The following is a 23,619-nucleotide window of genomic DNA, read 5'->3' as shown; positions in this document are numbered from 1 at the left end:
ATGTTAAATAAAGAATTAGAACAAACGTTGAATAACGCGTTTGTATTTGCCAGAGAGCATCGTCATGAGTTTATGACGGTTGAGCACTTGTTATTGGCATTGCTTGATAACTCAGCTGCTCGCGATGCGCTCAAAGCATGTGGTGCCGATATTGAGGCAATTAAAGGCGAACTTCTATCGTTTGTTAAAGACACCACGCCACTTATCCTGGATGACCAATTGAACGAACGAGAAACGCAGCCGACGCTGGGTTTCCAACGGGTTCTTCAACGCGCAGTGTTTCACGTACAATCGTCGGGCAAAGACGAGGTTACAGGCGCCAATGTGCTTGTCGCTATATTCAGCGAGCAAGAATCTCAGGCAGTTTATATTCTCAAGAAAGCAGATGTAACGCGCTTAGATGTTGTGAATTTCATTAGTCACGGCGTTAGTAAAGCCGACGATGATGAACCAGTTAATCCAGAAGCATCTGAAGAAAGTGAATCTGGCGAGGAGGGCGGTTCTGCGTTAAGTAAATACGCAACTGATCTAAATCGTCACGCGAAAGACGGCAAAATAGACCCGTTAATTGGCCGCGACTCAGAAGTAGAGCGCACCATTCAAATTTTATGTCGTCGCCGTAAGAATAACCCACTACTTGTTGGTGAAGCGGGCGTGGGTAAAACAGCTATCGCAGAAGGCCTTGCATACAGAATCGTTAATGAAGACGTGCCTGATGTCATTGCTGAAAGTACGGTTTATTCACTGGATTTGGGCGGCCTTCTTGCTGGTACCAAGTACCGCGGTGACTTTGAGAAGCGTTTGAAAGCCATTTTGAAAGAATTGGGCAAAGACAAGAACGCCATTTTGTTTATTGATGAAATCCATACCATTATTGGTGCAGGCGCTGCGTCGGGCGGTGTAATGGATGCGTCAAATTTACTTAAGCCTAAGCTATCAAGCGGTGAACTCCGCTGTATTGGCTCAACAACATATCAAGAGTATCAAGGTATTTTTGAGAAAGATCGCGCCCTTGCACGTCGTTTCCAGAAAGTTGACGTAACTGAACCTAGCGTAAGCGATACTACCAAGATACTACTTGGCCTTAAGAGCCGTTACGAAGAGCACCACAACGTGCGCTTTACTCAAAAAGCAATTCAGGCAGCAGCGGAATTGTCGGCTAAATACATTAACGAGCGTCATTTACCTGATAAAGCCATTGATGTAATGGACGAAGCGGGAGCGAGCCAACGTTTGTTGCCACCTTCTAAGCGGAAAAAGACGATTGGCGTAGGCGACATTGAGCAGATTATTGCAAAAATGGCGCGTATACCCGAGAAGTCTGTGTCGGCCTCTGACAAAGAAGTGCTTAAAAACCTAGGTCGTAACCTTAAGATGGTGGTTTTCGGTCAGGACAAGGCGATAGAGACGCTAAACGATGCTATTCTGTTGTCTCGTTCTGGACTTGGCGCCGAAACGAAGCCCATTGGTAGTTTCTTGTTTGCAGGTCCAACTGGGGTTGGTAAAACAGAAGTTACACAGCAGTTGGCGAAAATTATGGGGGTTGAACTGGTGCGTTTTGACATGTCTGAGTACATGGAACGTCATGCCGTGAGCCGCCTTATTGGTGCACCTCCCGGTTATGTAGGTTTTGATCAAGGCGGTCTGTTAACTGATGCGGTAATTAAAAACCCGTATTCCGTGGTGCTTTTAGATGAAATTGAAAAGGCGCATAGCGACATTTACAATATTCTTTTGCAAGTTATGGATCACGGAACGCTTACCGATAATAACGGGCGCAAAGTAGACTTTAGAAACGTGGTTTTAGTGATGACCACGAACGCTGGTGTTCAGGAGACTGTGCGTAAGTCTATTGGCTTTAAGCAACAAGATCACAGTCACGATGCGATGTCTGAAATCAATAAGGTGTTTACACCAGAATTCAGAAACCGCCTAGATGGTATAATCTGGTTTAATCACCTTGATTCAGAAATTATTTTGCAAGTGGTAGACAAGTTCATTATTGAGCTTCAAGCTCAGCTTGATGTTAAAGGCGTATCTTTAGAAGTTACAAGTGCCGCTCGCGCTTACATGGCTGAAAAAGGCTATGACAAGGCAATGGGGGCTCGTCCAATGGCACGCGTCATTAAAGATGAGCTTAAGAAAGAGTTAGCTAATGAGTTACTGTTTGGTGAGCTATCTAAAGGTGGAAATGTGAAGGTAGACTGTGTGGAAGACAAGCTTACCTTTGAGTATACCGGTGTAGATGCCACTTCTGAAGAAGCTGAATCAACCTAACAACTAAATTGCTAACGTAGCAGGGCAAGAGTCGCGTTGATTTCTTTACCGATGCGCCTTGCTTTGTTTTATAAAGGTGAATTTAGTTACCGCTTATTAAGCGAACAAATTGCAGATACGAAAAAGCCCGATCTTAATCGGGCTTTTTTTATGCGTTACCGCTTAAATGGCTCATTATCTTGCGCGATAAACGATACGACCTTTGGTCAAATCGTAAGGAGTCATCTCAACGGTGACCTTATCGCCAGTAAGAATTCGGATATAGTTCTTACGCATTTTACCAGAGATGTGCGCAGTCACTACGTGACCGTTTTCTAGTTCAACGCGGAACATAGTGTTAGGCAGTGTGTCTAACACTGTACCTTCCATTTCAATACAATCTTCTTTTGCCATGTAAAGCAGTTACCTCAGTAATTCAAAATTTTTGCCGCGCAGACCTTACCCAATCTTGGGTTCGGTGTAAAGCAATTAAGTGGGTATTTTACTATTTTTGCTAAATAGATGCCATTCATTGTCACTAAACTGCTCAAAAGGCAAAAATTTATGTTTATAAGACATTTTTTGACAACCCTCTACGTAATAACCCAAATAAACATAGTCATGGCCCAATTGCCTCGCTTGTTCTATTTGCATCAGTATCATCCAGGTACCTAACGATGCAGAACTATAATCTGGGTCGAAAAATGTATAAAGCGCTGAAAGTGCGCCGATATGCTCGTTAGCGTCGACAACATCTGTTACAGCCACTGCAATGAGCTTGTCACCGTCATAGGCTTCAAGATAATGGGTCGTCATCCAGTCACATAACACAAAATTGTCGAATTGAGTTTTTGAGGGTGGGTACATGCTTCCATCGGCGTGCCGCTGGGTAATATAGCGCTCATACAAAGGGTAGTAAGTACCTTTGGTTTCGTTGACAAGCTGAACTCGAAACTTGTGATTGGCTTTCAATAGCCTTTTCTGGCTGCGGGAGGGCGTAAATGCTTGAACAGGAATGCGAACCGATTTACAGGCCTTGCAGGCAGGGCAGTGCGGACGATAAATTTGTTCGCCGCTTCGTCGAAAGCCCACTTGAATAAGCTGCGAGTATCGCCACGCCTGAAAGTCATTATTTTCAGCGTAAACCAATAATTGCTCTTGCTCATCGGGTAAATAGCTACACGAAAATGATTGGGTTATACCAAACTTCACGGAGTAATCACTCTTGGCTTCCAACGATTGAGGTAGTCTTCTGACAGCCTACCGTCTTCAGTTAAAGTGTGGTTGTTGTTTTCCAGTTTTTCAATAAAGTTTTCACGGGATAACACGCTTGCCCCAAGAGACGACAAATGTTCGGTAGGCAGCTGGCAATCAATAAAGGCCATATCTTTTGACTTCATGTGCTCAACTAACGCTAACATCGCAAGCTTTGATGTATTGCTTTCTGTATGGAACATAGATTCACCGCAATACACCTTTCCTATTCCCACGCCATACAGGCCACCCACCAGTGTATCTGCGTTCCAAACTTCCACAGAGTGCGCTAACCCTAGGCCATTAAGCTGCCGGTAAGCTGCAATCATGTCGTCAGTTATCCAGGTTTCGCTGTTTAACTCTCCGGTGTTCGGGTTTTTTCGCGGCGTAGATGAACAGGCTTCGATGACACGGTCGAACGCATAATTTAACGTCACCGTGTATTTCTGTTTTCGGGCGAACTTTTTAAGGCTTTTCGACGCGATAAAATTGTCGAGTTCAATGACGGCTCTGGGGTCGGGTGACCACCATAACAAAGGTTCGTCATCGCTAAACCAAGGGAAGATACCCTGTGAATACGCTGAAAATAAACGTGCTGGGCTGAGGTCGCCACCAAAAGCTAGCAGGCCGTTAGGGTCGTCCAAAGCGGTGTCAACGGGAGGGAAGGGCGCGCCTTCTTCAATGTAATGTAACGCTATCATAAACAAGCCAGAAAAAAGCCCTACTGAATAGCAGGGCTTGATAAACAGTATTAACCTTGTTCAGGCATAGTACCATCTAAGTATTTTTCAGCATCTAGCGCCGCCATACATCCGGTACCTGCTGATGTAATAGCCTGACGATAAATATGATCGCTCACGTCACCTGCAGCAAACACACCTTCAACACTGGTTTGAGTTGCATTGCCGTTTGTTCCGCTGTTTACAACGATGTAGCCATCTTTCATTTCAAGCTGACCGTCAAAGATATCAGTATTCGGTTTGTGGCCGATAGCAACGAAAAGACCCATTACATCAAGCTCTTCTGTTGCATCACTGTTTGTGTCTTTAATACGGATTTTGGTTACACCCATTTCATCGCCCAGCACTTCGTCCAGGGTGCGATTTAGGTGCAATACCACGTTGCCGTTTTCAGCTTTGTCACGAAGGCGTTGCTCTAGAATTTTCTCGCTTCTAAAGCTATCTCTTCTGTGAATTACATGTACTTCAGAAGCGATATTAGAAAGGTATAGCGCTTCCTCAACGGCCGTGTTACCTCCACCGATAACTGCTACTTTTTGATTGCGGTAGAAGAAACCATCACAGGTTGCACAAGCAGATACACCTTTACCCATAAAGGCTTGCTCTGACTCAAGACCAAGGTACTTAGCAGAAGCGCCTGTTGCAATGATTAGCGCGTCACATGTGTATGTACCGCTATCTCCGTAAAGCGTGAAAGGACGCTTAGAAAAGTCGGTCTTATTGATGTGATCAAAAATAATTTCAGTATCGAATTTTTCTGCATGCTTTTGCATGCGAACCATTAGGTCAGGACCTGTAAGGCCTTCAGGGTCGCCCGGCCAGTTTTCAACTTCTGTGGTGGTAGTAAGCTGTCCGCCTTGTTGAATACCAGTTAGAAGAACAGGTTTGAGGTTTGCGCGCGCAGCATAGACTGCTGCTGAGTAACCTGCAGGGCCTGAACCCAAGATAAGTAGACGGACGTGTCTGCTTTCTGCCATTTTCCTCTCCAAATAATTCACCCACTCGGGTTACTTATAAATTTTCTCTTAGAAAGCTAGGTAGGGGCAAAAATCTGTAAATCAAGCTCAACACCTAGTTACTTTTATTATTGTAATTTGCCAATACAGTATCTGCAGGGGATATCGATATGCTTCTAAGAAAGTCATAACAAAGCCATGCAGTATAACGATTAGGCTAAAAGGCTATATGATGCCTTTAAGAGACGAAAATGTCACTTAAAGATAAGATGAACTTATGCCTTTTAATTCTTAGCATTGTTGATATTTAAACACTTCTTAATTTAGTTAATGAGCCAAGCTTGTAGCAATGCCGCGCTAAAAGTGGATAACGATTATTGAAACGGCGCGTCGGCATGAATTGGCAATCCACCATCTGAAACCGCTATTTCAACGAAACTTAATTAACAAGTGAGATATCTAATTTGTTAAAATCAACAATGACAGCTTGTTGTTGCAAATACGTACTGATTTAGTAGAACCAGTTTGTATTAGCCAAAAAGCGGATTACAATTTAGTTATATCTATCGAATAATGGCGTTAGTAAAATCGGTACTGAGGCCGGTATAAGCGTTTTAATGAAGAGGTGAGGCATGTCTCAATCAATAATGACAATGTTGAGAAACGGTCAGCAGTACATGAAGACATGGCCTGTAAGAAAAGAGCTCTATGCCTTTTTTCCGGAGTGCCGTGTTGTCGCTGCGACTAAGTTTTCTATTAAAACCATGCCACCAGTCGCGATGGTGTCATGCGCGTTACTTTATCAGAACCTAGGTGCTGATTATTTGCCTCAAACCATCACAATAGGTGCTTTTTTCTTAAGTTTACCTATGCAAGGTTTACTCTGGTTAGGTCATCGTTCTGATCAATACTTACCGCCCCAATTAAAAAGCTGGTATCAAGAAATCCACTCTAAAATGCGTTCGCAAGGAGTGGCTATAACCAATGCTAAATCCAAGCCCAAGTACAAAGAGCTAGCCCAACTGCTTAAAACAGCCTTTAACGACCTAGATAATGCGTTTACTAAGCACTGGTTTAACTAACAGAAGCTATACTGTCTATTCTGCTTTTCAGACAGTTCCTTGATTTACTGGGCTTTTAGGCAGCTAACGTCTGACGCGCGAAGCAGAGTCCGACATTTTCTACATTTATATTGTGCCCCTTTTAGAATATTGTTGTGCCTGCGAGTAGTAAGCGCGTAAGTGTCACAATCACAAACGTAATTGAAAGTGCGGGCTACCTTTTTTACATCAAAGTGATGAGTAGTATTCGGGGTACAGTGAAACACATGGTGCATTATCGACTGCCATTCTTTGCCATGGGGCTGAACTCTGCCGAATAGCGTCCATACAAGCAAATGACTGACTTCGTGTGGCACAACATTACTTAAAAAAGCGTCGATATTATCTTTAAATAAAATAGGGTGAAAATTCACGCGGTTTTGCTGTAAAAATGCGGTACCTGCATTTTTACCTGAACGTCTAAAAGTGATAGTAGGGCGCTCGAACGTTCGCTTAAAGTAGCGCTCCGCTTGTTCGTAGCAATAAAAAACAGCGTCGGTAATAACGCGACGCTGTTCTTGAGTTAAGTCATTTGAAGCGATGTTGCTGCCTCTGTCTATTTACTTTCTTTAATAACTAATAACCGTTACTGCACGTTAATTACCTAACGTCACAAGGCAAGCATAGAACGTACGTACCTTTAGGGTCGTTTAATTGGTTTACCAAGCTAAAATCTTTAAGTACACGCTTGAATTCATTCACAAGTGCAGAATCGGCGTTAGCAAATTGCCACTTTCCTACAAAGGTCATAGCTTGGCCAAAAAATTCTTTCCAGAAAATTTCCTGGGCACTTAATGTACGTTGAACGTAAAACGTGTCGTACTTCTCAAGCTCCGCTAATTCCGCTGCTGCAACAACCGCATCGTCAATAGTACCAAGCTGGTCTACTAGACCAAGTTCGATGGCATCTTCGCCAATCCAAACACGACCTTGTGCAACACTGTCAACTTCTTCCACGGTCATGCCTCGAGCATTTGAAACCAATGATAAAAAGTTACCATAGGTGTTTTCAACGTTGCGCTGAAGAATTTGACCGAATTCAGGTGCAAGTGGGCGAACAGCCGAGAAACCTGCTAGTTCAGTTGAGCCCACGCCGTCACTGTGAATACCTAAGTAATCTAGTGAATTTTCGTAGGTCATAAACATACCAAACACACCAATTGAACCTGTTATTGTGCTTGGGCTTGCGATAATTCTATCAGTACTTGCTGCAATCCAATAACCGCCTGAAGCTGCGTAGGTGCTCATAGAAGCAATAACCGGCTTACCTGCTTGTTGTAGTTGCAGCACTTCCTGACGAATAATTTCAGAGGCGAATGCACTGCCTCCTGGTGAATCAATTTGAAGCACCACCGCTTTTACTTTGTCATCAAGACGAGCCTTTCGCAGAAGACGAGCAGTACTGTCACCACCAATACTACCTGCTTTTTGATTACCGTCCAGAATAGTGCCTTTGGCTACTACAATGGCGACTTTGTCCATATCAGACTCAATAACCGGCATGGGCGGGTTGATCACTTTCAGGTAGGTATTAAATGAAGTAAGGTTAACGCCGTGGTTGTTATCATCTTCACCGACTAGCTCAGTAAGCTCAAGTCTCACTTCTTCACGGGTTTTTAACGCGTCTACCCAGTTGTTTTCTAACGCATATTGCGCGAAGTCACCGCCCGCAGCCTCAAACTTAGTTAATAAGCCTTCAAGGGTTTCGTCAAAGTTAGCTTCTTCGATACCGCGAGCAGCTGCTACGTCAGCTTTATATTGCGCCCAATAACCATCTAACCACTGCTTCTCTGCTTCTTTTGCTTCTTCGGACATATCATTTCGCATGATAGGCTCAACAGCAGATTTATAGGTACCGACACGGAAAATATGCGTGGTCACCTTAAGCTTTTCTAACATGTCTTTGAAGTACATGCCGTAGCGGCCATAGCCTTCAAACAACAAACCACCCATGGGGTTCAGATAAATAGTATCGGCGTGTGCCGCTAAGTAATACTGATCTTGAGAGAAGTAGTCACCAATGGCGTATACGGGTTTTTCTGATTCTTTAAATGCGTCGATAGCATTAGCCACAGTATGAAGTTTGTCTAAGCCACCGCCTGTTAGGCCGTGTAGGTCAAGAACCAACGCTTTAATACGGCGATCTTTTTGCGCATTTTCCAGCACTTTCACTACATCGCGTACCAGCACTTCAGGGTTCTCAGGCTCGTTGCCTAGAGATTCTTGTAAAAACTGTTCGAAAGGGTCAATGCTTTCTTTTTCTATAACAAGCTTTCCGTTGAGCGTAAGATATAAAGCACTATCTTTGTTTACGGTAAACTGCTCATCATCCTGCCCAGCTATTGCGATTATCAATCCAACAAAAATAACAATGAATATCAAATTAAAGAAAAGTTTGCGGGTGAAGTTAAGCACCGTCCACAAGCCAATAAACAAGGATTTAGTCCAATTTCCTTTGGCTGTCATTTTTATCACTACCTTTTTTTGAATTAACTAACTGGAGCAAGGCCGATCAGGCATACCTTACTCACGTACTGCATTCTATTATGTTACCTAAATCGGGTAAGATCGCGAACTTAATTGTAATTTTTTGTGATGTCTTTATTTTCGGTAACTTACGAAAATTGTTATTCAGCACTCATTTTTCTCGTCTTTTTCTAACCATTTACTAATGAGAGTGGCAATTAACTTGTGATTCTCTTCACTCATCGTCATAAGAAATTTCCCGTTCTTCGCTTTATAGCCGGTTTTTTTATGGCCTTTTTCCATAAGTCGTAAAAACGGGGAGGGCTTTCTCTGGAGCGATGAAATTTTTTTCATAACGTATCGTTCTTATTTCTTAATCATAGTAAGTAGGCAAAACAATGACACACATTTACCAACAAATCGTAGCCCGACTGCAGGTGGCGGATGGCATCCCTTTACTTTTATTGCGCTTGTATTTAGCACCTGTGATGATACAGGCTGGCTGGAATAAAGCATCCAGTTTTAGCAGCATTGTTGATTGGTTTGGTAATGATAATTATGGGCTTGGTTTACCAATGCCTATGGTAATGGCGTTTTTAGCTACCGCCGCAGAACTCGTGGGCGGTCTTCTTTTGTTACTGGGTGCGTTGACACGTCTGGTGAGTATACCGTTAATGATAACCATGCTAGTCGCTATGGTGAGTGTTCACGCTAAGAACGGTTGGCTTGCCATTGCTGATGCGTCTTCATGGCTAGCAGACGGTACAATTTTACTGAATGAAAACATCATGGCAGCGCCAGAAAAGCTTGCGGCAGCTAAATCGGTGTTACAAGAGCATGGCCACTATGACTGGCTTACATCAAGCGGAAATTTTGTGGTGCTTAACAATGGCATCGAATTCGCCGCGACGTATTTTATTATGCTTTTTGTGTTGTTTATCTACGGTGGTGGTCGGTTTTTTAGCATTGATTATTATGTGAAGAGGGCAGTGAGTGGGAAAGCTGACGAGTAAAGCTTAACTGACGCTACAAAATGCCGGAATTTTCTGGTCTTTTTCGTTTATGAACCGTAGGATCTAGCATCTGGATTAGGTATATCATTGATGTAGACATGCTTTTCTCTTTTCTATATTTAAAAGCGTGCTAGCAACTAGGTGAAAATATAAAGTAGGGACGTAAATGGATGCATTAACATTGTTACTCAACAGAAGTTCACAGCCTCGATTAGAAGCGCCAGCGCCAAGTGGTGATGCCTTAGAAAATATTATGCAGGCTGCGCTACGGGCACCTGATCATGCGTGCCTCACTCCGTGGCGTTTTATTGTATGTACAGGAAAAGGGCTCGATAAGCTGGGTGCACTTTATGAACAATCTGCTATAGAAAACGAGAAATCGCAAAAAGAAATTGAACGGGCCGTGCAGCTTCCTCACCGCGCGCCTATGGTTATCGTAGCTATTGCCAAACATGTTGGTCATGAAAAGGTACCGCGTGTTGAGCAAATAGCCTCAGCGAGCTGTGGCGTTATGGCGATGCAAATGGCGGCGGTAGCACAGGGTTTTAACGGTATGTGGCGCACCGGTAGTTACGCACACTGTGAAACCGTAAGAAACGGGTTAGGTTTAAGTGAGGAAGACGAGTTGGTAGGTTTCTTATATTTAGGAACACCAGCGTTTGAGCCTGCACCTAAACCGCAAAGAAATAGTAACGACTACTTTGAATTCTGGCAGTAGTTGACACCTATTCGATTATACTGCCGCATTCAATAGCTAGCGGCGTGTAATAAGGGTCTTATCTTTATAGGGAGTATAAAATAAGACCCGCACATCCTACCTAGAAAGATAGGTTTACATTATAACCGGCGAACTTCCTGATATTGATAACGCGGTCGCCGTCTAGCATCCAGTATTGTCCCTTTATACCTTTCAAAACACCAGAAAATGACGGTGTCTTATCTAAATTTAAAGATTTTATCTTTACCGGATAATCTTCAACAGGGTAATGAATATCAAGAATAGGGGTAGTGACTTCTGATACTGCTTGAAGCCCTTTTTCTTGCTTTAGCGCTTCTAGTTCACTTCCAATTTTACCCATTAATTCAGTTTTAACCTGCGCTAAATCAACCTCGTCAGGTTTGCCTTTTAACATTGTTCGCCAATTGGTTTTATCAGCTATGTGATCTTTGCACAACGTTTCGACTAAACCGCTGGTAAGTCTGTCAGGCACCCGCAGCATTACTGTTGCTTGCGTAGCACCTTGGTCCATCCATCGCGTAGACACCCCATCGGTGACTTGACGAGTGATGCCCACTTTCACCGTGCCAGTATTTGCCAAATAAACAAAATGCTCGCTAAAGCAATGCTCTTCGCCCCACTTGGGCTCTCTGCACGTCCCTTCGTGGTAGTGGCACTTTTCTGGCTTAATAATGCAACTATCGCATTGTGCCAGAGATATCAAACACGGGTAGCAGTAACCTTGGTTGAAGCTTTTTTTGGTTCTGCGATTGCAGTGAACACAATTGATTTCACCTGAATAGGTTACGGTTATTTCTTTGCCAATGAGTTCGTTTATATCTACTAACTCATCTCCAACGGGGAGGGTGTAGTGGACCGTGTTATTTTCATCGGCGGTGGTATGCATTTTTTTAAGCATACCTGAATATGTTGTTGTCACTTGTTGAAACCTTTTTCTTTGAAACTTTATTTGTAACGACTATTAGTCGCTCAACTCGCCGCGCAAGTTCTGCGTTAGTAGTTGGCTGATTTCCTCAAAAGGAAGCGCTTTACTTATTAAATAGTGCAGTTTCGCGAGGGCCGCCTCGGGTGTCATATCGCTACCAGATAATACACCTACTTCTTGTAAGCCGTGTCCTGTGGCATAGCCACCCATATTCACGCGGCCGCGCATACACTGCGTACAATTTAAAACGGGAATTTCTCTGGCCTTTGCGTACTTTAATTGCGCGATAAGTTCAGGGTTTTGAGGGGCATTGCCCACGCCATAACTCAGTAAAATTAACGCATTCACAGGTTGCTGTAGCGTGTTTTTAATCACCTCTGGTGCAATACCTGGATATAGACTTACCATGCCGATAGGCTGGGCTTTAACGTTCGACACCGTTAACGTGTTGTTTGGCGTCTTCGCTAATTCGCCGGCTTTCAGACGAATATTAATGCCAGCTTCTAACAGTGGAGGGAAGTTAGGTGAATCAAACGCACTGAATCCGTCTGCATCTACCTTACGGCTTCGGTTGCCTCGCAGCAGTCTGTTATTAAAGAACAGACCGACCTCGGCAATGGGGAAATTAGCGGCAACGTACAACGCGTTTAAAAGGTTTACTTGGCCATCTGAACGCAGCTCTGCCAGTGGAATTTGTGAGCCTGTAACAATGACGGGTTTTGACAGGTCTTCAAGCATGAAACTCAGCGCCGAGGCGGTGTATGCCATGGTGTCTGTACCGTGCAAAATAATGAAGCCATCGTACTTGTCGTAATTGTCGGCGATATCATCGGCAATACGCTGCCAATCAGACGGATCCATGTCTGATGAATCGATAAGGTTATCGTACTCATGCAGTGTAAACAGGGGCATTTCAGAACGATGAAATTCTGGCATCTTTTTCAGTGTGTCTGACAAGAAGCCCGCTGCGGGTACGTAGCCTTGCTTAGATGGCTTCATACCAATAGTTCCGCCAGTGTAGGCAATGTATATATGTTTGCGCATGAAATGACCTTACCCTTAGTTTGGGAATACGTTTCAATAGGGGTATCGCGTAAATTGTCGGGCATTCTAACAATACCCACGGGTTTGTCACCCTGAAATAGGAAGGTACAAAAAAGCGGTGAAGATCACCGCTTTTATTTTATATCGACTATTTACCAGCGCTAGGCTGAGCCTTATGCTGAAGATAGCTACTATTTAACTTCTTTACCCGCTGCTTGTTGGTCAGCATGATAGCTAGAACGAACCATAGGGCCACAGGCCGCATGGGTAAAGCCAATTTCTTTTGCGTAATCTCCAAGGGCGTCGAACTCCTTAGGATGCACATAGCGCTTGACCGGGTAGTGGTGACGGCTTGGCTGAAGGTATTGACCCAGCGTAAGCATGTCCACATTGTGAGCGCGTAAGTCATCAAGCACGCCCTGAATCTCTTCGTTCTCTTCACCCATACCCATCATCAGGCCAGATTTGGTCATCACGTCTGGGTGTTGCGCTTTAAACTTCTTAAGCAAATCCAACGACCATTGGTAATTCGCACCAGGGCGACATTCACGGTACAAACGCGGAATCGTCTCTAGGTTGTGGTTGAACACATCAGGTACGCCGTTTTTGAAAATCTCGAGTGCACGATCCATACGTCCACGGAAATCGGGTACTAATACTTCGATTGTTGTTGTTGGACTGTGTTCGCGAATGGCGTTGATACAGTCTACGAAATGCTGAGCGCCACCGTCGCGAAGGTCATCGCGGTCAACCGAAGTAATAACCACATAGCGCAAATTCATTTCTGCAATGGTTTTAGCCAGCTTTTCAGGCTCTTCCGCACTAGGAGGAAGAGGTTTACCGTGGGCTACGTCACAGAAAGGACAACGACGAGTACAAATATCACCTAAAATCATAAAGGTGGCTGTACCGTGGTTGAAACACTCGGCAAGGTTAGGGCAACTCGCTTCTTCACACACAGAGTGAAGATTGTTTTTGCGAAGTGTTTGTTTGATGTGATCAATTTTCTCAGTAGTACGAGGAAGCTTGATTTTAATCCACTCCGGCTTGCGCAGCATTTCTTCCTTTTCAGTAGGAATAATAGTAACGGGAATGTGTTTTACTTTTTCATCATCACGGAGCTTTACCCCCGCTTGAGGTCGTGCATTACTCATCAAAACCTTCTTTGTATGTTGGCTGTGCAATGGAAAGCGATTCTAGCAACAAATGCGTTAATTCATTACCAGCGGTTTCAAGTGTAGTTGGGCCATTGAGGCGCGCAGTATCGATCATTTCCATACCGGCATAACCGCAAGGATTAATACGCTGAAACGGTGATAAGTCCATATTAACATTTAAAGCCAAGCCGTGAAACGAGCAGCCATTACGTATTCTTAAACCTAACGAACAAACTTTCCTCTCATCGACGTAAACGCCAGGAGCGTCGGGCTTTGGATAAGCGATGACACCGTATTTCTCAAGTAGTCCGACCACCGCTTCTTCCATAGCGGTGACTAAGTGACGAACACCCAGCTTTCTACGCTTAATATTTAGCATCAGGTAAATAACTTGCTGCCCGGGGCCGTGATAGGTCACTTGACCGCCTCGATCTACCTGTACAACTGGGATGTCGCCAGGCATAAGTATGTGTTCAGCCTTACCTGCTTGTCCTTGCGTAAAAACAGCATCGTGCTCGACAAGCCAAATTTCGTCTTGGGTGTTTTGGTCTCGCTCATCGGTGAAACGCTTCATTGCCTCGAAGATAGGCTCATACGGCTGACGCCCTAACTGACGTACTACAACGCCGTTTGCGTCAGACGCTATCGACTGCTCATCCACTTATAGTACAACCCTAACCAGTTCTAATTTGGCAAGTTCAGTGTAAATAGTTTCCATGTGCTCTTTACTGGTTACACGTACACTGATAGAAACCGAGTGGTAAGTACCTTTACTACTCGGTTTCACGTTAGGTGAGTAGTCGCCAGGCGCATGTTGCTGAAGACAGCTCACTACCTGTTGGGGCAGGTCTTCATGAGCAACGCCCATGACTTTAAATGTTTGGTTTGTTGGAAAATCTAGTAATTCGTCAAAACGGGTATCCATGCGATATCCTTGGTACTTAAAATATCATATAAAAAACGGCCAGATTGTAACAAATCTGGCCGCTTCACAACTAGCTTTTTAACGTATTCAGTAAAGGTGTTTACTCGTCGTCAAATCCTAGCTGAAGCATAATGTAGTCTTTCATACGGTTAAAGAAGCTGCCTTCTTTTACTTCTTGAAGGGTAACAAGTGGATAGCTAGCCACATCTTCACCGTCTAGTTGTAGATATAATTTTCCAACAACCTGACCTTTTGCAAGTGGTGCTTCAAGCTTGTCATCAAGTTCGAAGTTAGCCTCTAAATTAGCCGCCTGACCGCGTGGAATAGTAATGGGGGTAGATTGATTAATTCCAAGGTCTACGGTCTCTCTATCACCCATATAGATGCGGTGAGCAACGAAACTGTGACCGGCTTGGTATGGCGTAAGTGTCTCGTAAAAACGGAAGCCATATTTAAGCAGCTTTTTGTTTTCAACTTTACGTGCACGTTCGCTATCAGTACCCATAACTACAGAGATTAGACGCATACCGCCTTGCTCTGCAGAAGTGATAAGGCTGTAGCCTGCATCTGACGTGTGGCCAGTTTTAATGCCATCTACGTTTAAGCTCTTGTCCCACAATAAACTATTGCGGTTATATTGCTTGATGCCGTTGTAGGTGAATTCCTTCTCGCTGTAAATCTTGTACATTTCCGGCGTCTCTGCGATAAGCGCGCGAGACAGGATAGCCATGTCACGAGGGGTAGTGTAGTGGTCTGGGTCGTGAAGGCCGTGGGCATTAACCCAGTGAGAACCAGTCATGCCAAGTGATGCCGTGTGTGCATTCATCATGCTGGCGAAAGCCGATTCTGAACCCGCTACGTGTTCTGCCATAGCAACACAAGCGTCGTTACCTGACTGCACAACAATGCCGCGTAGTAAGTCACGTACTGAAACTTGCGTGCCTACTTCGATAAACATTTTAGACGAGTCAGGGAATTTCTTCGCCCAAGCGTTTTCCGATATAGTTACCTCGTCGTCCAGGCTAATGTTACCGGCTTGTAGCTCCTTACCAATTACATAAATAGTCATTATTTTCGTTAAACTTGCAGGAGCAAGCTGCATGTCTGCATTTTTCGATGCAATCACATGACCGGTTTCAAAGTCGGTAAGAAGAAAACCCTCTGCAGCAACTGAAGGAGCAGGCGGGGTTACTACGGCAGCATTTGCTATGTTAACTAATGTGCCCATCACCAAAAAGGCAAATGAAAGTAATGACGGTTTAGCGCGTTGAATTATTCTGAGCATGGTTTTAATTTCTTTGACCGTTTTATCCGTGAGAGTTGAAAGCTTGCCTTATTGTTGCGATGACCGCGAAGCGAACACCGCAAAACATGGCTACCCAATGTTAACTTTTTGTCCAGTTCGTAACCAAATTTCGTTGTTCCACCTAGCTTTCAAACAAAGGTGGCGAGAGATCTTAACGAAAGGCCGCTTATAAGACTAGGTTTTATCAAAAAAGTTTGCGCGATTGAAGGTAATAGGGGAAGAAACCGTGATATTGACTGTTGATTGACATAATGGTGCCACAATGATGTCGTTTTTGTGAGCGGGTGAGCGGGTGAGCGGGTGAGCGGGTGAGCGGGTGAGCTCGATGAGAAGATTATTGCATTGAAGAGCGAATTTTATCGAAACCTTTTACTTCCACAAATTAGTGGGCATTTAAGTGCACCGGTCAAAGTGACAGGTTAATTGATGATACGTAATCAACTTACATGGTTTGTGTAATAGCATAAGCGTTGGGATACCCATTTTGTTTTAACTGTTCGAGTACCTCTGCCACTACTGCTTCATCGTGGATAGGCCCAAGCTGGAGTTTGTATATGTTATCTGCGACGGGTAAATGTGCGGGGATTTGGTACAACGCTGACAGAACATTTGAGATAGACTTAGCCTTTTCGGCGCTTGAAAGCGCTGCAACTTGAATATAGATCGCGTCGCTTACACCATCGCTACCTTTAGCAGGGCTGCTTTCATTCGTATCCTCGGTACCCGGTGAGGTCGTTACCGGTGGTGTGGGTGAAGTAGCTGCCAATGACGGCGCTGGTACTACCGCAATACCCAAATATTCGTCGTAGGTCACCGTGGGGTTATTACCCACAGTGACGTTGTTCTGTTCGTCAAAGTGAATTACTTCAAGTTTGACTTTCGCTGTACCCTTACTGTGGTAGCCTAGTTTTACGGCGGCTGCATAGGACAAATCTATAATTCTGTCATCGTGGAACGGACCGCGGTCGTTAACGCGAACAATAGCTTGCTTGTTGTTTTCCAAATTAGTAACGCGCACATAAGAGGGCAGAGGCAATGTCTTATGAGCGGCACTCATGGCGAACATATTGTAGGTTTCACCATTTGAGGTTAAGTGGCCATGAAACTTCTGTCCATACCAACTGGCATAGCCTATTTCTTCATAGCCTTTACCGCTATTCATTGGCGTATAGTGTTTGCCAAGTACCTTGTATGGCCTGCTGTTAAACATGCGGTAGGCTTCATATTTTGGCACTGCATCCAGTGTTTCTGGCTTTTTGGCAACGTGCTTAGGCGCCGAGTCTTGCTTTTGGGTATAGCGTCCAGATTGTGTGGGTGCACTTTGGCATCCCACTAACGCCAAAACTATAAAAACAGCAAGGGCATAGCGAGAGCGCTGTCCATTTGCCAGATTCTGGTTAAAAAGACCCACTGTTACAAAATCAAGTTCCGAAAAAAGGCGCTGCAACATACAAGTTATCTAGACATTAAACGTTTCTGTGTGGCAATAGCCATAAGAATGCCAAAACCTGCCATCAAAGTCACCATAGAAGTACCACCAAAGCTCACTAAAGGTAGCGGTACACCAACCACAGGGAGTAATCCAGACACCATGCCCATATTTACAAACACATACACGAAGAAAGTAAGCGTTATACTGCCGCCAAGCAACTTTTCATAGGCGTCTTGTGCGCGACTAGAAATAATGAGGCCGCGCATAATAATAAATAGGTATATTGCCATTAAACACATGACACCGGTAAGGCCGAATTCTTCGCTGAAAACTGAAAAGATAAAGTCGGTGTGACGTTCGGGTAAAAACTCGAGTTGTGACTGCGTGCCCTGCAGCCAGCCTTTACCGTCGACTCCACCCGAACCAATGGCAATTTTAGATTGGATAATGTGATAGCCCGAACCTAGCGGATCGCTTTCTGGGTTTAGAAAAGTGAGCACACGCTGCTTTTGGTAATCCTTCATTAAAAAGAACCACATGACAGGCGCAAATGCGCCAATAAGCCCGCCCACCAATGAAATAAGCCGCCAACTCATACCTGCCAGAAATATGGCAAAAATGCCTGAACTAGCGATAAGTAATGACGTTCCCAGATCGGGCTGCTTTGCAATAAGAATGGTAGGAACAACCACCAAACCAAACCCAGCAATGATGTGCGTAGTGCGCGGAGGCATAGTGAATTTACTGATATACCACGCAACCATCATAGGTACAGCAAGCTTCATAAGTTCAGAAGGCTGAAAACGAATAAAGCCTAGATCGAGCCAGCGCTGTGCGCCTTTGCCCATATCCCCGAATAGTAATACTGCAACTAGCATGAGCAGGCCTGCACCATAGGCATAGGTTGAGAAAAACCTAAACACCCCCAAAGGAACCTGAGCTAAACCGAACATGACGACGAAGCTAAACCCTAGCCTGACAAACTGACGTTCCATTTGCTCCATATCTTGACCCGACGCCGAGTACAGGGTGAATAATCCAACGCAACTTAGCACGAGTAAGCCAACTAGAAGCCACCCATCGATATGGATGCGTTGAAGAAAACTAATCTTATTGGGCGTTATGGTGGTTCTCTTCACTCGTTTGTCCCTAATTCGTTATCGCTACCAGCTGTGTTCACATTGGCAGCTTCGAAAACACGATCTCTAAAATAGAAGTCCATGATTTGACGTGCGACAGGTGCAGCGTTCTTACTACCGCCGCCTACGTTCTCAAGTACCACAGTGACGGATATTTCAGGGTCATCGAAGGGCGCAAATCCTACATACATGGCATTGTCGCGAAGGCGCTCATCAATTTTAGTGGCATCGTACTTTTCATTCTGACCAACGGTAAAGAGCTGCGCTGTACCTGTTTTACCAGCAGAATCGTAAGGGGTATCTGCAAACGCATGACGTGCGCCACCTTCTTCGCCGCTCACAACGTCGCGCATGGCGTTCAATACCACATCTAAATTCTTACGGTTCTTAATTTCTATGGGCCGAAGCGATTTAAGCGGAATCAGGTCGACAGAACTATCAGTGTTCATATAGCCGCGAATAATTTGCGGAATATAGCGTTTTCCCGCGTTAATTAGTGTATTCACTGACGTATTTAACTGCACAGGCGTGGTGGTCCAATAGCTTTGTCCTATGCCTACAGGAATAGTGTCGCCAATGTACCAAGGTTGATTAAAGCGAGCGCGTTTCCACCCACGGCTAGGCATATTGGCATCTGATTCTTCATAGAGATCAATACCCGTGAAATCGCCGAAGCCAAATTCATACATAGACTCGCTAATTTTATCGATACCCAATTTATAGGCCAATTCGTAGTAGTAGGTGTCACAAGACACCTCTATGGCTTTTGAAACATTTACTTTGCCGTGCCCCCATCGACGCCAATCACGCCATACATGGGACACGTTGGGCAATTTATAGCGTCCAGTGTCGTTAACCGTGTAGTCTTTAGTGATAACGCCTTCTTCTAATCCAACAAAACCAAGGTGAGGTTTTATGGTTGAAGCAGGAGGATACTGCCCTTGGGTTGCCCGATTAATAAGCGGGCGATCGGGTGAATTCAGTAACGCAGAATAATTTTTGCCGCTGATACCGTGCACAAATAAATTCGGGTCGTAACTGGGGTTAGAGTAAAGTGCCAGTACGCCGCCAGTTTTAACATCGGTAACCACTACAGCGCCGCGCATGCCTTCTATTATTCGCTGGGCTTCTAACTGAAGCTCTAAATCCAGGTTAAGTACGATGTCTTTGCCCGGTGTTGGTGGCTCAACGCTGAGTACACGAATAATTCGGCCTTGGTTGTTTACTTCGACCTGCTGATAACCCACTTTTCCATGAAGCAGCTCTTCGTGATATTTCTCTATGCCTAGCTTACCGATATCGTGAGTTGCGGCGTAATTATCTTCTTGGCCTGCTTCAACGAGTTTTTGTAAGTCTCGCTTGTTAATGCGTGCAACATAACCCAGTGCATGGGTAAGCGTTTCTTTATAAGGGTAATGACGCGCTAATCGCGCCTCGATTTGTACGCCCGGGAATTTGTGTTTACTGGCAGAAAACAGAGCCACTTCTTCTTCGCTTAACTGAGTGCGAAGCGCAACAGGTTTAAATCGTCGAGTTCCCTTTAGTGTAGAATGAAAGCGTTCTAGTTCATCGCTTGTAATGCCCATTAGCTTAGTTAAATCTGCAAGAGTTTGGTCGATGTCGTCCACTTGTTCTGGAATGACTTCTAAACTAAAAACAGGACGGTTTTCTGCTAAAAGTACGCCGTTGCGGTCGTAGATAAGCCCGCGATTAGGCGCGACAGGCAAGACTTTAATTCGGTTACCGTTAGATCGGGTTTGATAATCTTCAAACTGGGTAACCTGCAAAGAATAAAGGTTATTAAGTACAATGCCTAACATGGCTACAACAATAATAAACGCGATTGTGGCACGACGGGCGAACAAATTCGCTTCTGCAGAGTGATCGCGTATTGCTTGGCGTTTTCGTAGCATTGACTTCCTTTGCCTTAATAAAGCAATTATTTACTCGCGATGGTAAGGGTGATTTTGCGTCACCGACCACGCGCGATATAAGCTTTCTGTAAGTATGATTCGAACGAGAGGATGGGGGAGCGTGAGGGCTGATAACGACCACTTTTGTTCCGACGCAGCAATACACTCTAATGCCAACCCTTCAGGACCGCCAATTAGCAGGCTAACGTCTCGTCCGTCCATTTTCCAATTGTCGAGTTGTTTGGCAAGGGTAGGTGTATCCCAAGGTTTCCCCGTTACTTCTAACGTAACAATGCGATTACCTTTGGGAATAGCGGCTAGCATTTGCTCGCCCTCCTTTTCCAAGATGCGCTTTATATCGGCGTTTTTACCACGTTTGCCGGCGGGGATTTCGGTGAATGACACTGGCATGTCGCTAGGGAAACGACGAATAAACTCATCCACGCCTGCATTTACCCAACTCGGCATTTTTGTTCCAACCGCCACGATTTGTATACGCACTTATTTCACCCTTAAAGCAGGAATTTGTTTCTTGCCTAAACAATAAAGGCCATACGCTTTTGAGTATGGCCTTTATCGACCGCATTACGGCATGTTTATAGTTCGCGTTTCGCTACTATGACCACAGTTTTTCTAATTGGTAGAAATCACGGGTTTCATCCTGCATAACGTGCAAAATGACATCGCCAAAATCAACCAGAACCCATTCACCGGTTTCCTTACCTTCCACGCTTCCAGGGGCATGTCCCGCTTTCTTCGCTTCTACCATGACATTTTCTGCAATAGATGAAACGTGGCGCTTTGAGTTACCTGAACAAATGATCATGGTATCTGTAATACTTGATTTACCGCGAACGTCTAGTTCGATCACATCACGGCCTTTCATATCGTCAATTTTGTCTTTAACAAACTGTTTGAGCTGTTGACTCTCCAAGAGTTTTCCTCACTTACTTAACATTTATATAACTGATGTTCGTTTATGTAATCTAAAACGCTTTCTTCTAACCATAACTTAGATGACTCAGCGTTTGAACTGTTTGGCTTACCCGCTTTTTCATCACAGGGCGCACCTGCCAGTACGTCACGAATTTCAGTAGATGAAACACGATAAAGCGGCGTGTTGGTTAACACTACATGGCCAGCAGGCTTTGTGTGAATAGCATGTTTATCGTTAGCCACATGACAATCTAACCAAGCTTGTATTGCGGGAGGTGGCGAAAATTTCTCGTCGTCTCTGCGCATAACCACTAAGTGACAATAATCGAGCAGGTGTTCCCACTCGTACCATTTGTCCAGATTATACAGTGAATCTGCGCCAATGAAAAAACAGATTGTGTCATCACTTTTCTCTTTAAGTGCGCGCAGTGTTTTAACGGTATAAGAAGGTGACGGAAGCGTCAGCTCAATTAACTCTGGAATAAGTCTGTCATTGTTTTCGGCGCAAAGTTCAATCATTTTTACCCGATGGCGTTCTGACACACCGACAGACTTATGCGGAGCTAATTTACAGGGCATGAGATGAACCCGGTTTATTCCAATTTCATCTGCGGCTTTAAGTGCCGCACCTATATGGCCTTTATGCGGCGGATTAAACGTACCGCCAAGAATGGCTTTCACGGATGAATACGATTGAGAAGCGGGCGGAAGACTCACTTGAAATTGCCTCTTACGCTTGTAACAGTGGAATTTCGCGAAGGTCCATACCCATGAACATCATGCACAAGTGACACATTTCAACGTAAGGGCGAGCAATAACATTTTGCTTGAATGCATGATCTGATAGGGTCAGCGCTTTTTGAATGTCTTCTAACTGCGCGAGGCTCAGACGGTTCAATGCACTTTGGTAAAAGCCTTGTCTGTTACGCCAAATACCGAATTTTTGCCACTGAACGGGTGCGCCGCTCTGCTGCGCAAGCTTCAATTTCCATAATTGCTCCCACTCGCGTATGAGTGCCCAGATTATAATGTTAGGCTCCAGACCTTCACTCTCTAATCGGTAAAGCATTTTTATGCAGCGGGTACTGTCGCCGCTAAGCATAACGTCAACCAATTGGAAAACGTTGAAGCGCGACTGGTCGACCATAGCTTTTTCAATTTGTTCGTCTGAAATAGACTGGTGCGGATAGAGCAGCGCGAGTTTGTCAATTTCTTGCTTTGCGGCCAACATGTTGCCTTCGCAGAAATCGGCAATCATTTTGGCGCCTGACGCGGTCACGGAAAGCTGATGAGCATTGAGCTGTTGATTTAACCATGCGTTTAGTTGCTTGCCTTCCAACGGATAGCACAATACCGACACGCCCATATCGTCAAGCACTTTAAACCATTTACCGCGCTGCACGTCTTTGCCAATTTTGGGGCCGTGAACCAGCAACAAAATGTCGGGGTTTAATGACGCCGCTACTTCTTGCAGCATTTTACTGCCTTCAGTGCCCGGTTTTCCCGTAGGTAGCTCTAATTCAATAAACTGTTGGCTTGAGAAAAGCGACATGCTTTGCGTGGCTTCAATCAACTGGTTCCAGTTAAAACCCGTTTCAGCAACAAGTACTGTACGCTCTTCAAACCCTTTGGCTTTTGCTTTAGCGCGAATTTGCTCAATGACATCAAACTTCTGCTGCGGCTCATCTCCAAACACCAGATAGCACGGGCGAAGTGCCTTGGTGATATCTTGGCTAAATTGGTTTGGATAAATCTGCATGAATGAGTCTGATATTTATTGACTAATGGAAGTCGATGCATTTGGTGCAGCGTCTGCCTGGCTAGACAAGCGTCTAATCATGATATCAGCTGCTTCATCGCGCATTTCACTTAACATCAACTCAAGTTCACGAGACTTTGCCAACACTTGGTCGGGATCGTCTTGATAGTCTCGTACCACTTCAAATTGAACCATGACGGCTTCTTTACCAGGAAACTGCACGCGGTATCGTACAACATAAATCAGTTCGTATTCTGCAACTTGACCCGAAGGGTAAACAGATAGCAGCTGACGTTCTAATTTTTCTGGTAGTAAATAGAGATTTACGCTTTGACTATCGCGCGTTGTTTTATCTACGTTAACACTGGATAAACCGTAGACGTTTAAGCGTTTATCGAGCGCTCGCGCAAGGGGCGCGTGCGCTCGTGCACTTTCAATAGCAACGGTGTTAATGTCGTCTGGTAGGCTAGGGCTACTTCGCAAATGAAAGCCACAGCCTGCAACCATAACCGTTCCTAACACAGCGACCGCGAATTGTAAGTGCTTTTTCATCAATATC

The 23,619-nt window shown here is 44.6% G+C and carries 24 protein-coding genes; 4 read left to right on the top strand and 20 right to left on the bottom strand.

The window, feature by feature from the left end:
- Positions 1 to 2,277 carry an ATP-dependent Clp protease ATP-binding subunit ClpA gene (gene clpA / locus V7R42_RS00285; protein ID WP_334018271.1) on the top strand — a complete coding sequence of 759 codons (2,277 nt, stop codon included), beginning with the start codon at positions 1 to 3 and terminating at the stop codon, positions 2,275 to 2,277.
- Between the two features lie 174 nt (positions 2,278 to 2,451).
- Here clpA and infA read toward each other — a convergent pair whose 3' ends face one another.
- From infA to trxB, 4 genes are all read right to left on the bottom strand, one after another.
- The gene (infA, locus tag V7R42_RS00280; RefSeq protein ID WP_014949333.1) at positions 2,452 to 2,670 is read right to left on the bottom strand and encodes a translation initiation factor IF-1; all 219 of its coding nucleotides are present in this window, start codon (positions 2,668 to 2,670) and stop codon (positions 2,452 to 2,454) included.
- Positions 2,671 to 2,745: 75 nt separating this feature from the next.
- Positions 2,746 to 3,468: an arginyltransferase gene (locus tag V7R42_RS00275; RefSeq protein WP_334018270.1), complete on the bottom strand. Its 723-nt coding sequence runs from the start codon at positions 3,466 to 3,468 to the stop codon at positions 2,746 to 2,748.
- Positions 3,465 to 4,211 (bottom strand): leucyl/phenylalanyl-tRNA--protein transferase, encoded by a 747-nt coding sequence (gene aat / locus V7R42_RS00270; RefSeq protein WP_334018269.1) that lies wholly within the window; start codon positions 4,209 to 4,211, stop codon positions 3,465 to 3,467. The genes V7R42_RS00275 and aat overlap by 4 nt, the downstream gene beginning before the upstream one ends.
- 50 nt (positions 4,212 to 4,261) lie before the next feature.
- Positions 4,262 to 5,227: a thioredoxin-disulfide reductase gene (gene trxB, locus V7R42_RS00265; RefSeq protein WP_334018268.1), complete on the bottom strand. Its 966-nt coding sequence runs from the start codon at positions 5,225 to 5,227 to the stop codon at positions 4,262 to 4,264.
- A gap of 611 nt (positions 5,228 to 5,838) precedes the next feature.
- Between trxB and yfbV the strand changes: the two genes are divergently transcribed.
- On the top strand, positions 5,839 to 6,288 hold the full coding sequence (gene yfbV, locus V7R42_RS00260; protein WP_334018267.1) for a terminus macrodomain insulation protein YfbV: 450 nt from the start codon (positions 5,839 to 5,841) through the stop codon (positions 6,286 to 6,288).
- A 44-nt stretch (positions 6,289 to 6,332) separates the two neighbouring features.
- Here yfbV and V7R42_RS00255 read toward each other — a convergent pair whose 3' ends face one another.
- Both V7R42_RS00255 and sppA read right to left on the bottom strand, forming a co-directional pair.
- A complete protein-coding gene (locus tag V7R42_RS00255; RefSeq protein ID WP_334018934.1) occupies positions 6,333 to 6,809 on the bottom strand; it encodes a SprT family zinc-dependent metalloprotease in 477 nt (158 codons plus the stop codon).
- 97 nt (positions 6,810 to 6,906) lie between these two features.
- Entirely contained in the window at positions 6,907 to 8,772 is a 1,866-nt protein-coding gene (gene sppA / locus V7R42_RS00250) for a signal peptide peptidase SppA (RefSeq protein WP_334018266.1), read from the bottom strand.
- 398 nt (positions 8,773 to 9,170) lie between these two features.
- Between sppA and V7R42_RS00245 the strand changes: the two genes are divergently transcribed.
- Together V7R42_RS00245 and V7R42_RS00240 are read left to right on the top strand one after the other, a co-directional pair.
- Positions 9,171 to 9,785: an HvfX family Cu-binding RiPP maturation protein gene (locus tag V7R42_RS00245; protein WP_334018265.1), complete on the top strand. Its 615-nt coding sequence runs from the start codon at positions 9,171 to 9,173 to the stop codon at positions 9,783 to 9,785.
- 166 nt (positions 9,786 to 9,951) lie between these two features.
- Positions 9,952 to 10,503 (top strand): NAD(P)H nitroreductase, encoded by a 552-nt coding sequence (locus V7R42_RS00240; protein ID WP_334018264.1) that lies wholly within the window; start codon positions 9,952 to 9,954, stop codon positions 10,501 to 10,503.
- A 100-nt stretch (positions 10,504 to 10,603) separates the two neighbouring features.
- On the opposite strand, the gene V7R42_RS00235 is transcribed toward V7R42_RS00240, so the two are convergent.
- The 14 genes from V7R42_RS00235 to V7R42_RS00170 form a co-directional block, all read right to left on the bottom strand.
- Positions 10,604 to 11,443 (bottom strand): DUF2797 domain-containing protein, encoded by an 840-nt coding sequence (locus V7R42_RS00235; protein WP_334018263.1) that lies wholly within the window; start codon positions 11,441 to 11,443, stop codon positions 10,604 to 10,606.
- A 42-nt stretch (positions 11,444 to 11,485) separates the two neighbouring features.
- Complete coding sequence (gene ansA / locus V7R42_RS00230) at positions 11,486 to 12,493, bottom strand: asparaginase (RefSeq protein ID WP_334018262.1); 1,008 nt, start codon at positions 12,491 to 12,493, stop codon at positions 11,486 to 11,488.
- A 191-nt stretch (positions 12,494 to 12,684) separates the two neighbouring features.
- The gene (gene lipA / locus V7R42_RS00225) at positions 12,685 to 13,647 is read right to left on the bottom strand and encodes a lipoyl synthase (protein ID WP_014998236.1); all 963 of its coding nucleotides are present in this window, start codon (positions 13,645 to 13,647) and stop codon (positions 12,685 to 12,687) included.
- The gene (gene lipB / locus V7R42_RS00220) at positions 13,640 to 14,311 is read right to left on the bottom strand and encodes a lipoyl(octanoyl) transferase LipB (protein WP_334018261.1); all 672 of its coding nucleotides are present in this window, start codon (positions 14,309 to 14,311) and stop codon (positions 13,640 to 13,642) included. The genes lipA and lipB overlap by 8 nt, the downstream gene beginning before the upstream one ends.
- Positions 14,312 to 14,575 carry a DUF493 family protein YbeD gene (gene ybeD, locus V7R42_RS00215; protein ID WP_014949347.1) on the bottom strand — a complete coding sequence of 88 codons (264 nt, stop codon included), beginning with the start codon at positions 14,573 to 14,575 and terminating at the stop codon, positions 14,312 to 14,314. It abuts the gene before it with no gap.
- A gap of 100 nt (positions 14,576 to 14,675) precedes the next feature.
- Complete coding sequence (locus tag V7R42_RS00210; RefSeq protein WP_334018260.1) at positions 14,676 to 15,860, bottom strand: D-alanyl-D-alanine carboxypeptidase family protein; 1,185 nt, start codon at positions 15,858 to 15,860, stop codon at positions 14,676 to 14,678.
- Between the two features lie 463 nt (positions 15,861 to 16,323).
- Positions 16,324 to 17,331: a septal ring lytic transglycosylase RlpA family protein gene (locus V7R42_RS00205; protein WP_334018259.1), complete on the bottom strand. Its 1,008-nt coding sequence runs from the start codon at positions 17,329 to 17,331 to the stop codon at positions 16,324 to 16,326.
- A gap of 5 nt (positions 17,332 to 17,336) precedes the next feature.
- On the bottom strand, positions 17,337 to 18,452 hold the full coding sequence (gene rodA, locus V7R42_RS00200) for a rod shape-determining protein RodA (protein ID WP_334018258.1): 1,116 nt from the start codon (positions 18,450 to 18,452) through the stop codon (positions 17,337 to 17,339).
- Positions 18,449 to 20,365 carry a penicillin-binding protein 2 gene (gene mrdA, locus V7R42_RS00195; RefSeq protein ID WP_334018257.1) on the bottom strand — a complete coding sequence of 639 codons (1,917 nt, stop codon included), beginning with the start codon at positions 20,363 to 20,365 and terminating at the stop codon, positions 18,449 to 18,451. The genes rodA and mrdA overlap by 4 nt, the downstream gene beginning before the upstream one ends.
- 30 nt (positions 20,366 to 20,395) lie before the next feature.
- Positions 20,396 to 20,866 (bottom strand): 23S rRNA (pseudouridine(1915)-N(3))-methyltransferase RlmH, encoded by a 471-nt coding sequence (gene rlmH, locus V7R42_RS00190; RefSeq protein WP_334018256.1) that lies wholly within the window; start codon positions 20,864 to 20,866, stop codon positions 20,396 to 20,398.
- Positions 20,867 to 20,981: 115 nt separating this feature from the next.
- The gene (gene rsfS / locus V7R42_RS00185; RefSeq protein ID WP_014949353.1) at positions 20,982 to 21,299 is read right to left on the bottom strand and encodes a ribosome silencing factor; all 318 of its coding nucleotides are present in this window, start codon (positions 21,297 to 21,299) and stop codon (positions 20,982 to 20,984) included.
- Between the two features lie 17 nt (positions 21,300 to 21,316).
- Positions 21,317 to 22,018, bottom strand: coding sequence for a nicotinate (nicotinamide) nucleotide adenylyltransferase (gene nadD, locus V7R42_RS00180; protein WP_334018255.1), 702 nt, complete (start codon positions 22,016 to 22,018; stop codon positions 21,317 to 21,319).
- Positions 22,019 to 22,031: 13 nt separating this feature from the next.
- Positions 22,032 to 23,060 (bottom strand): DNA polymerase III subunit delta, encoded by a 1,029-nt coding sequence (gene holA / locus V7R42_RS00175; protein WP_334018254.1) that lies wholly within the window; start codon positions 23,058 to 23,060, stop codon positions 22,032 to 22,034.
- Positions 23,061 to 23,075: 15 nt separating this feature from the next.
- On the bottom strand, positions 23,076 to 23,612 hold the full coding sequence (locus tag V7R42_RS00170; RefSeq protein ID WP_334018253.1) for an LPS-assembly lipoprotein LptE: 537 nt from the start codon (positions 23,610 to 23,612) through the stop codon (positions 23,076 to 23,078).
- Positions 23,613 to 23,619 lie beyond the last annotated feature (7 nt).

Origin of the sequence: Alteromonas sp. S015, from assembly GCF_036864485.1 — a bacterium.
Classification (GTDB): domain Bacteria; phylum Pseudomonadota; class Gammaproteobacteria; order Enterobacterales; family Alteromonadaceae; genus Alteromonas.
This window is presented reverse-complemented; position numbering and strand designations above follow the sequence as displayed.

Excerpts from the sequence above, each read along its gene's own strand:
- clpA (WP_334018271.1), top strand. The coding sequence starts at position 1 with ATGTTAAATAAAGAATTAGAACAAACGTTGAATAACGCGTTTGTATTT.
- infA (WP_014949333.1), bottom strand. The coding sequence starts at position 2,670 with ATGGCAAAAGAAGATTGTATTGAAATGGAAGGTACAGTGTTAGACACA.
- aat (WP_334018269.1), bottom strand. The coding sequence starts at position 4,211 with ATGATAGCGTTACATTACATTGAAGAAGGCGCGCCCTTCCCTCCCGTT.
- trxB (WP_334018268.1), bottom strand. The coding sequence starts at position 5,227 with ATGGCAGAAAGCAGACACGTCCGTCTACTTATCTTGGGTTCAGGCCCT.
- yfbV (WP_334018267.1), top strand. The coding sequence starts at position 5,839 with ATGTCTCAATCAATAATGACAATGTTGAGAAACGGTCAGCAGTACATG.
- sppA (WP_334018266.1), bottom strand. The coding sequence starts at position 8,772 with ATGACAGCCAAAGGAAATTGGACTAAATCCTTGTTTATTGGCTTGTGG.
- V7R42_RS00245 (WP_334018265.1), top strand. The coding sequence starts at position 9,171 with ATGACACACATTTACCAACAAATCGTAGCCCGACTGCAGGTGGCGGAT.
- V7R42_RS00240 (WP_334018264.1), top strand. The coding sequence starts at position 9,952 with ATGGATGCATTAACATTGTTACTCAACAGAAGTTCACAGCCTCGATTA.
- ansA (WP_334018262.1), bottom strand. The coding sequence starts at position 12,493 with ATGCGCAAACATATATACATTGCCTACACTGGCGGAACTATTGGTATG.
- lipA (WP_014998236.1), bottom strand. The coding sequence starts at position 13,647 with ATGAGTAATGCACGACCTCAAGCGGGGGTAAAGCTCCGTGATGATGAA.
- ybeD (WP_014949347.1), bottom strand. The coding sequence starts at position 14,575 with ATGGATACCCGTTTTGACGAATTACTAGATTTTCCAACAAACCAAACA.
- V7R42_RS00210 (WP_334018260.1), bottom strand. The coding sequence starts at position 15,860 with ATGCTCAGAATAATTCAACGCGCTAAACCGTCATTACTTTCATTTGCC.
- V7R42_RS00205 (WP_334018259.1), bottom strand. The coding sequence starts at position 17,331 with ATGTTGCAGCGCCTTTTTTCGGAACTTGATTTTGTAACAGTGGGTCTT.
- mrdA (WP_334018257.1), bottom strand. The coding sequence starts at position 20,365 with ATGCTACGAAAACGCCAAGCAATACGCGATCACTCTGCAGAAGCGAAT.
- holA (WP_334018254.1), bottom strand. The coding sequence starts at position 23,060 with ATGCAGATTTATCCAAACCAATTTAGCCAAGATATCACCAAGGCACTT.
- V7R42_RS00170 (WP_334018253.1), bottom strand. The coding sequence starts at position 23,612 with ATGAAAAAGCACTTACAATTCGCGGTCGCTGTGTTAGGAACGGTTATG.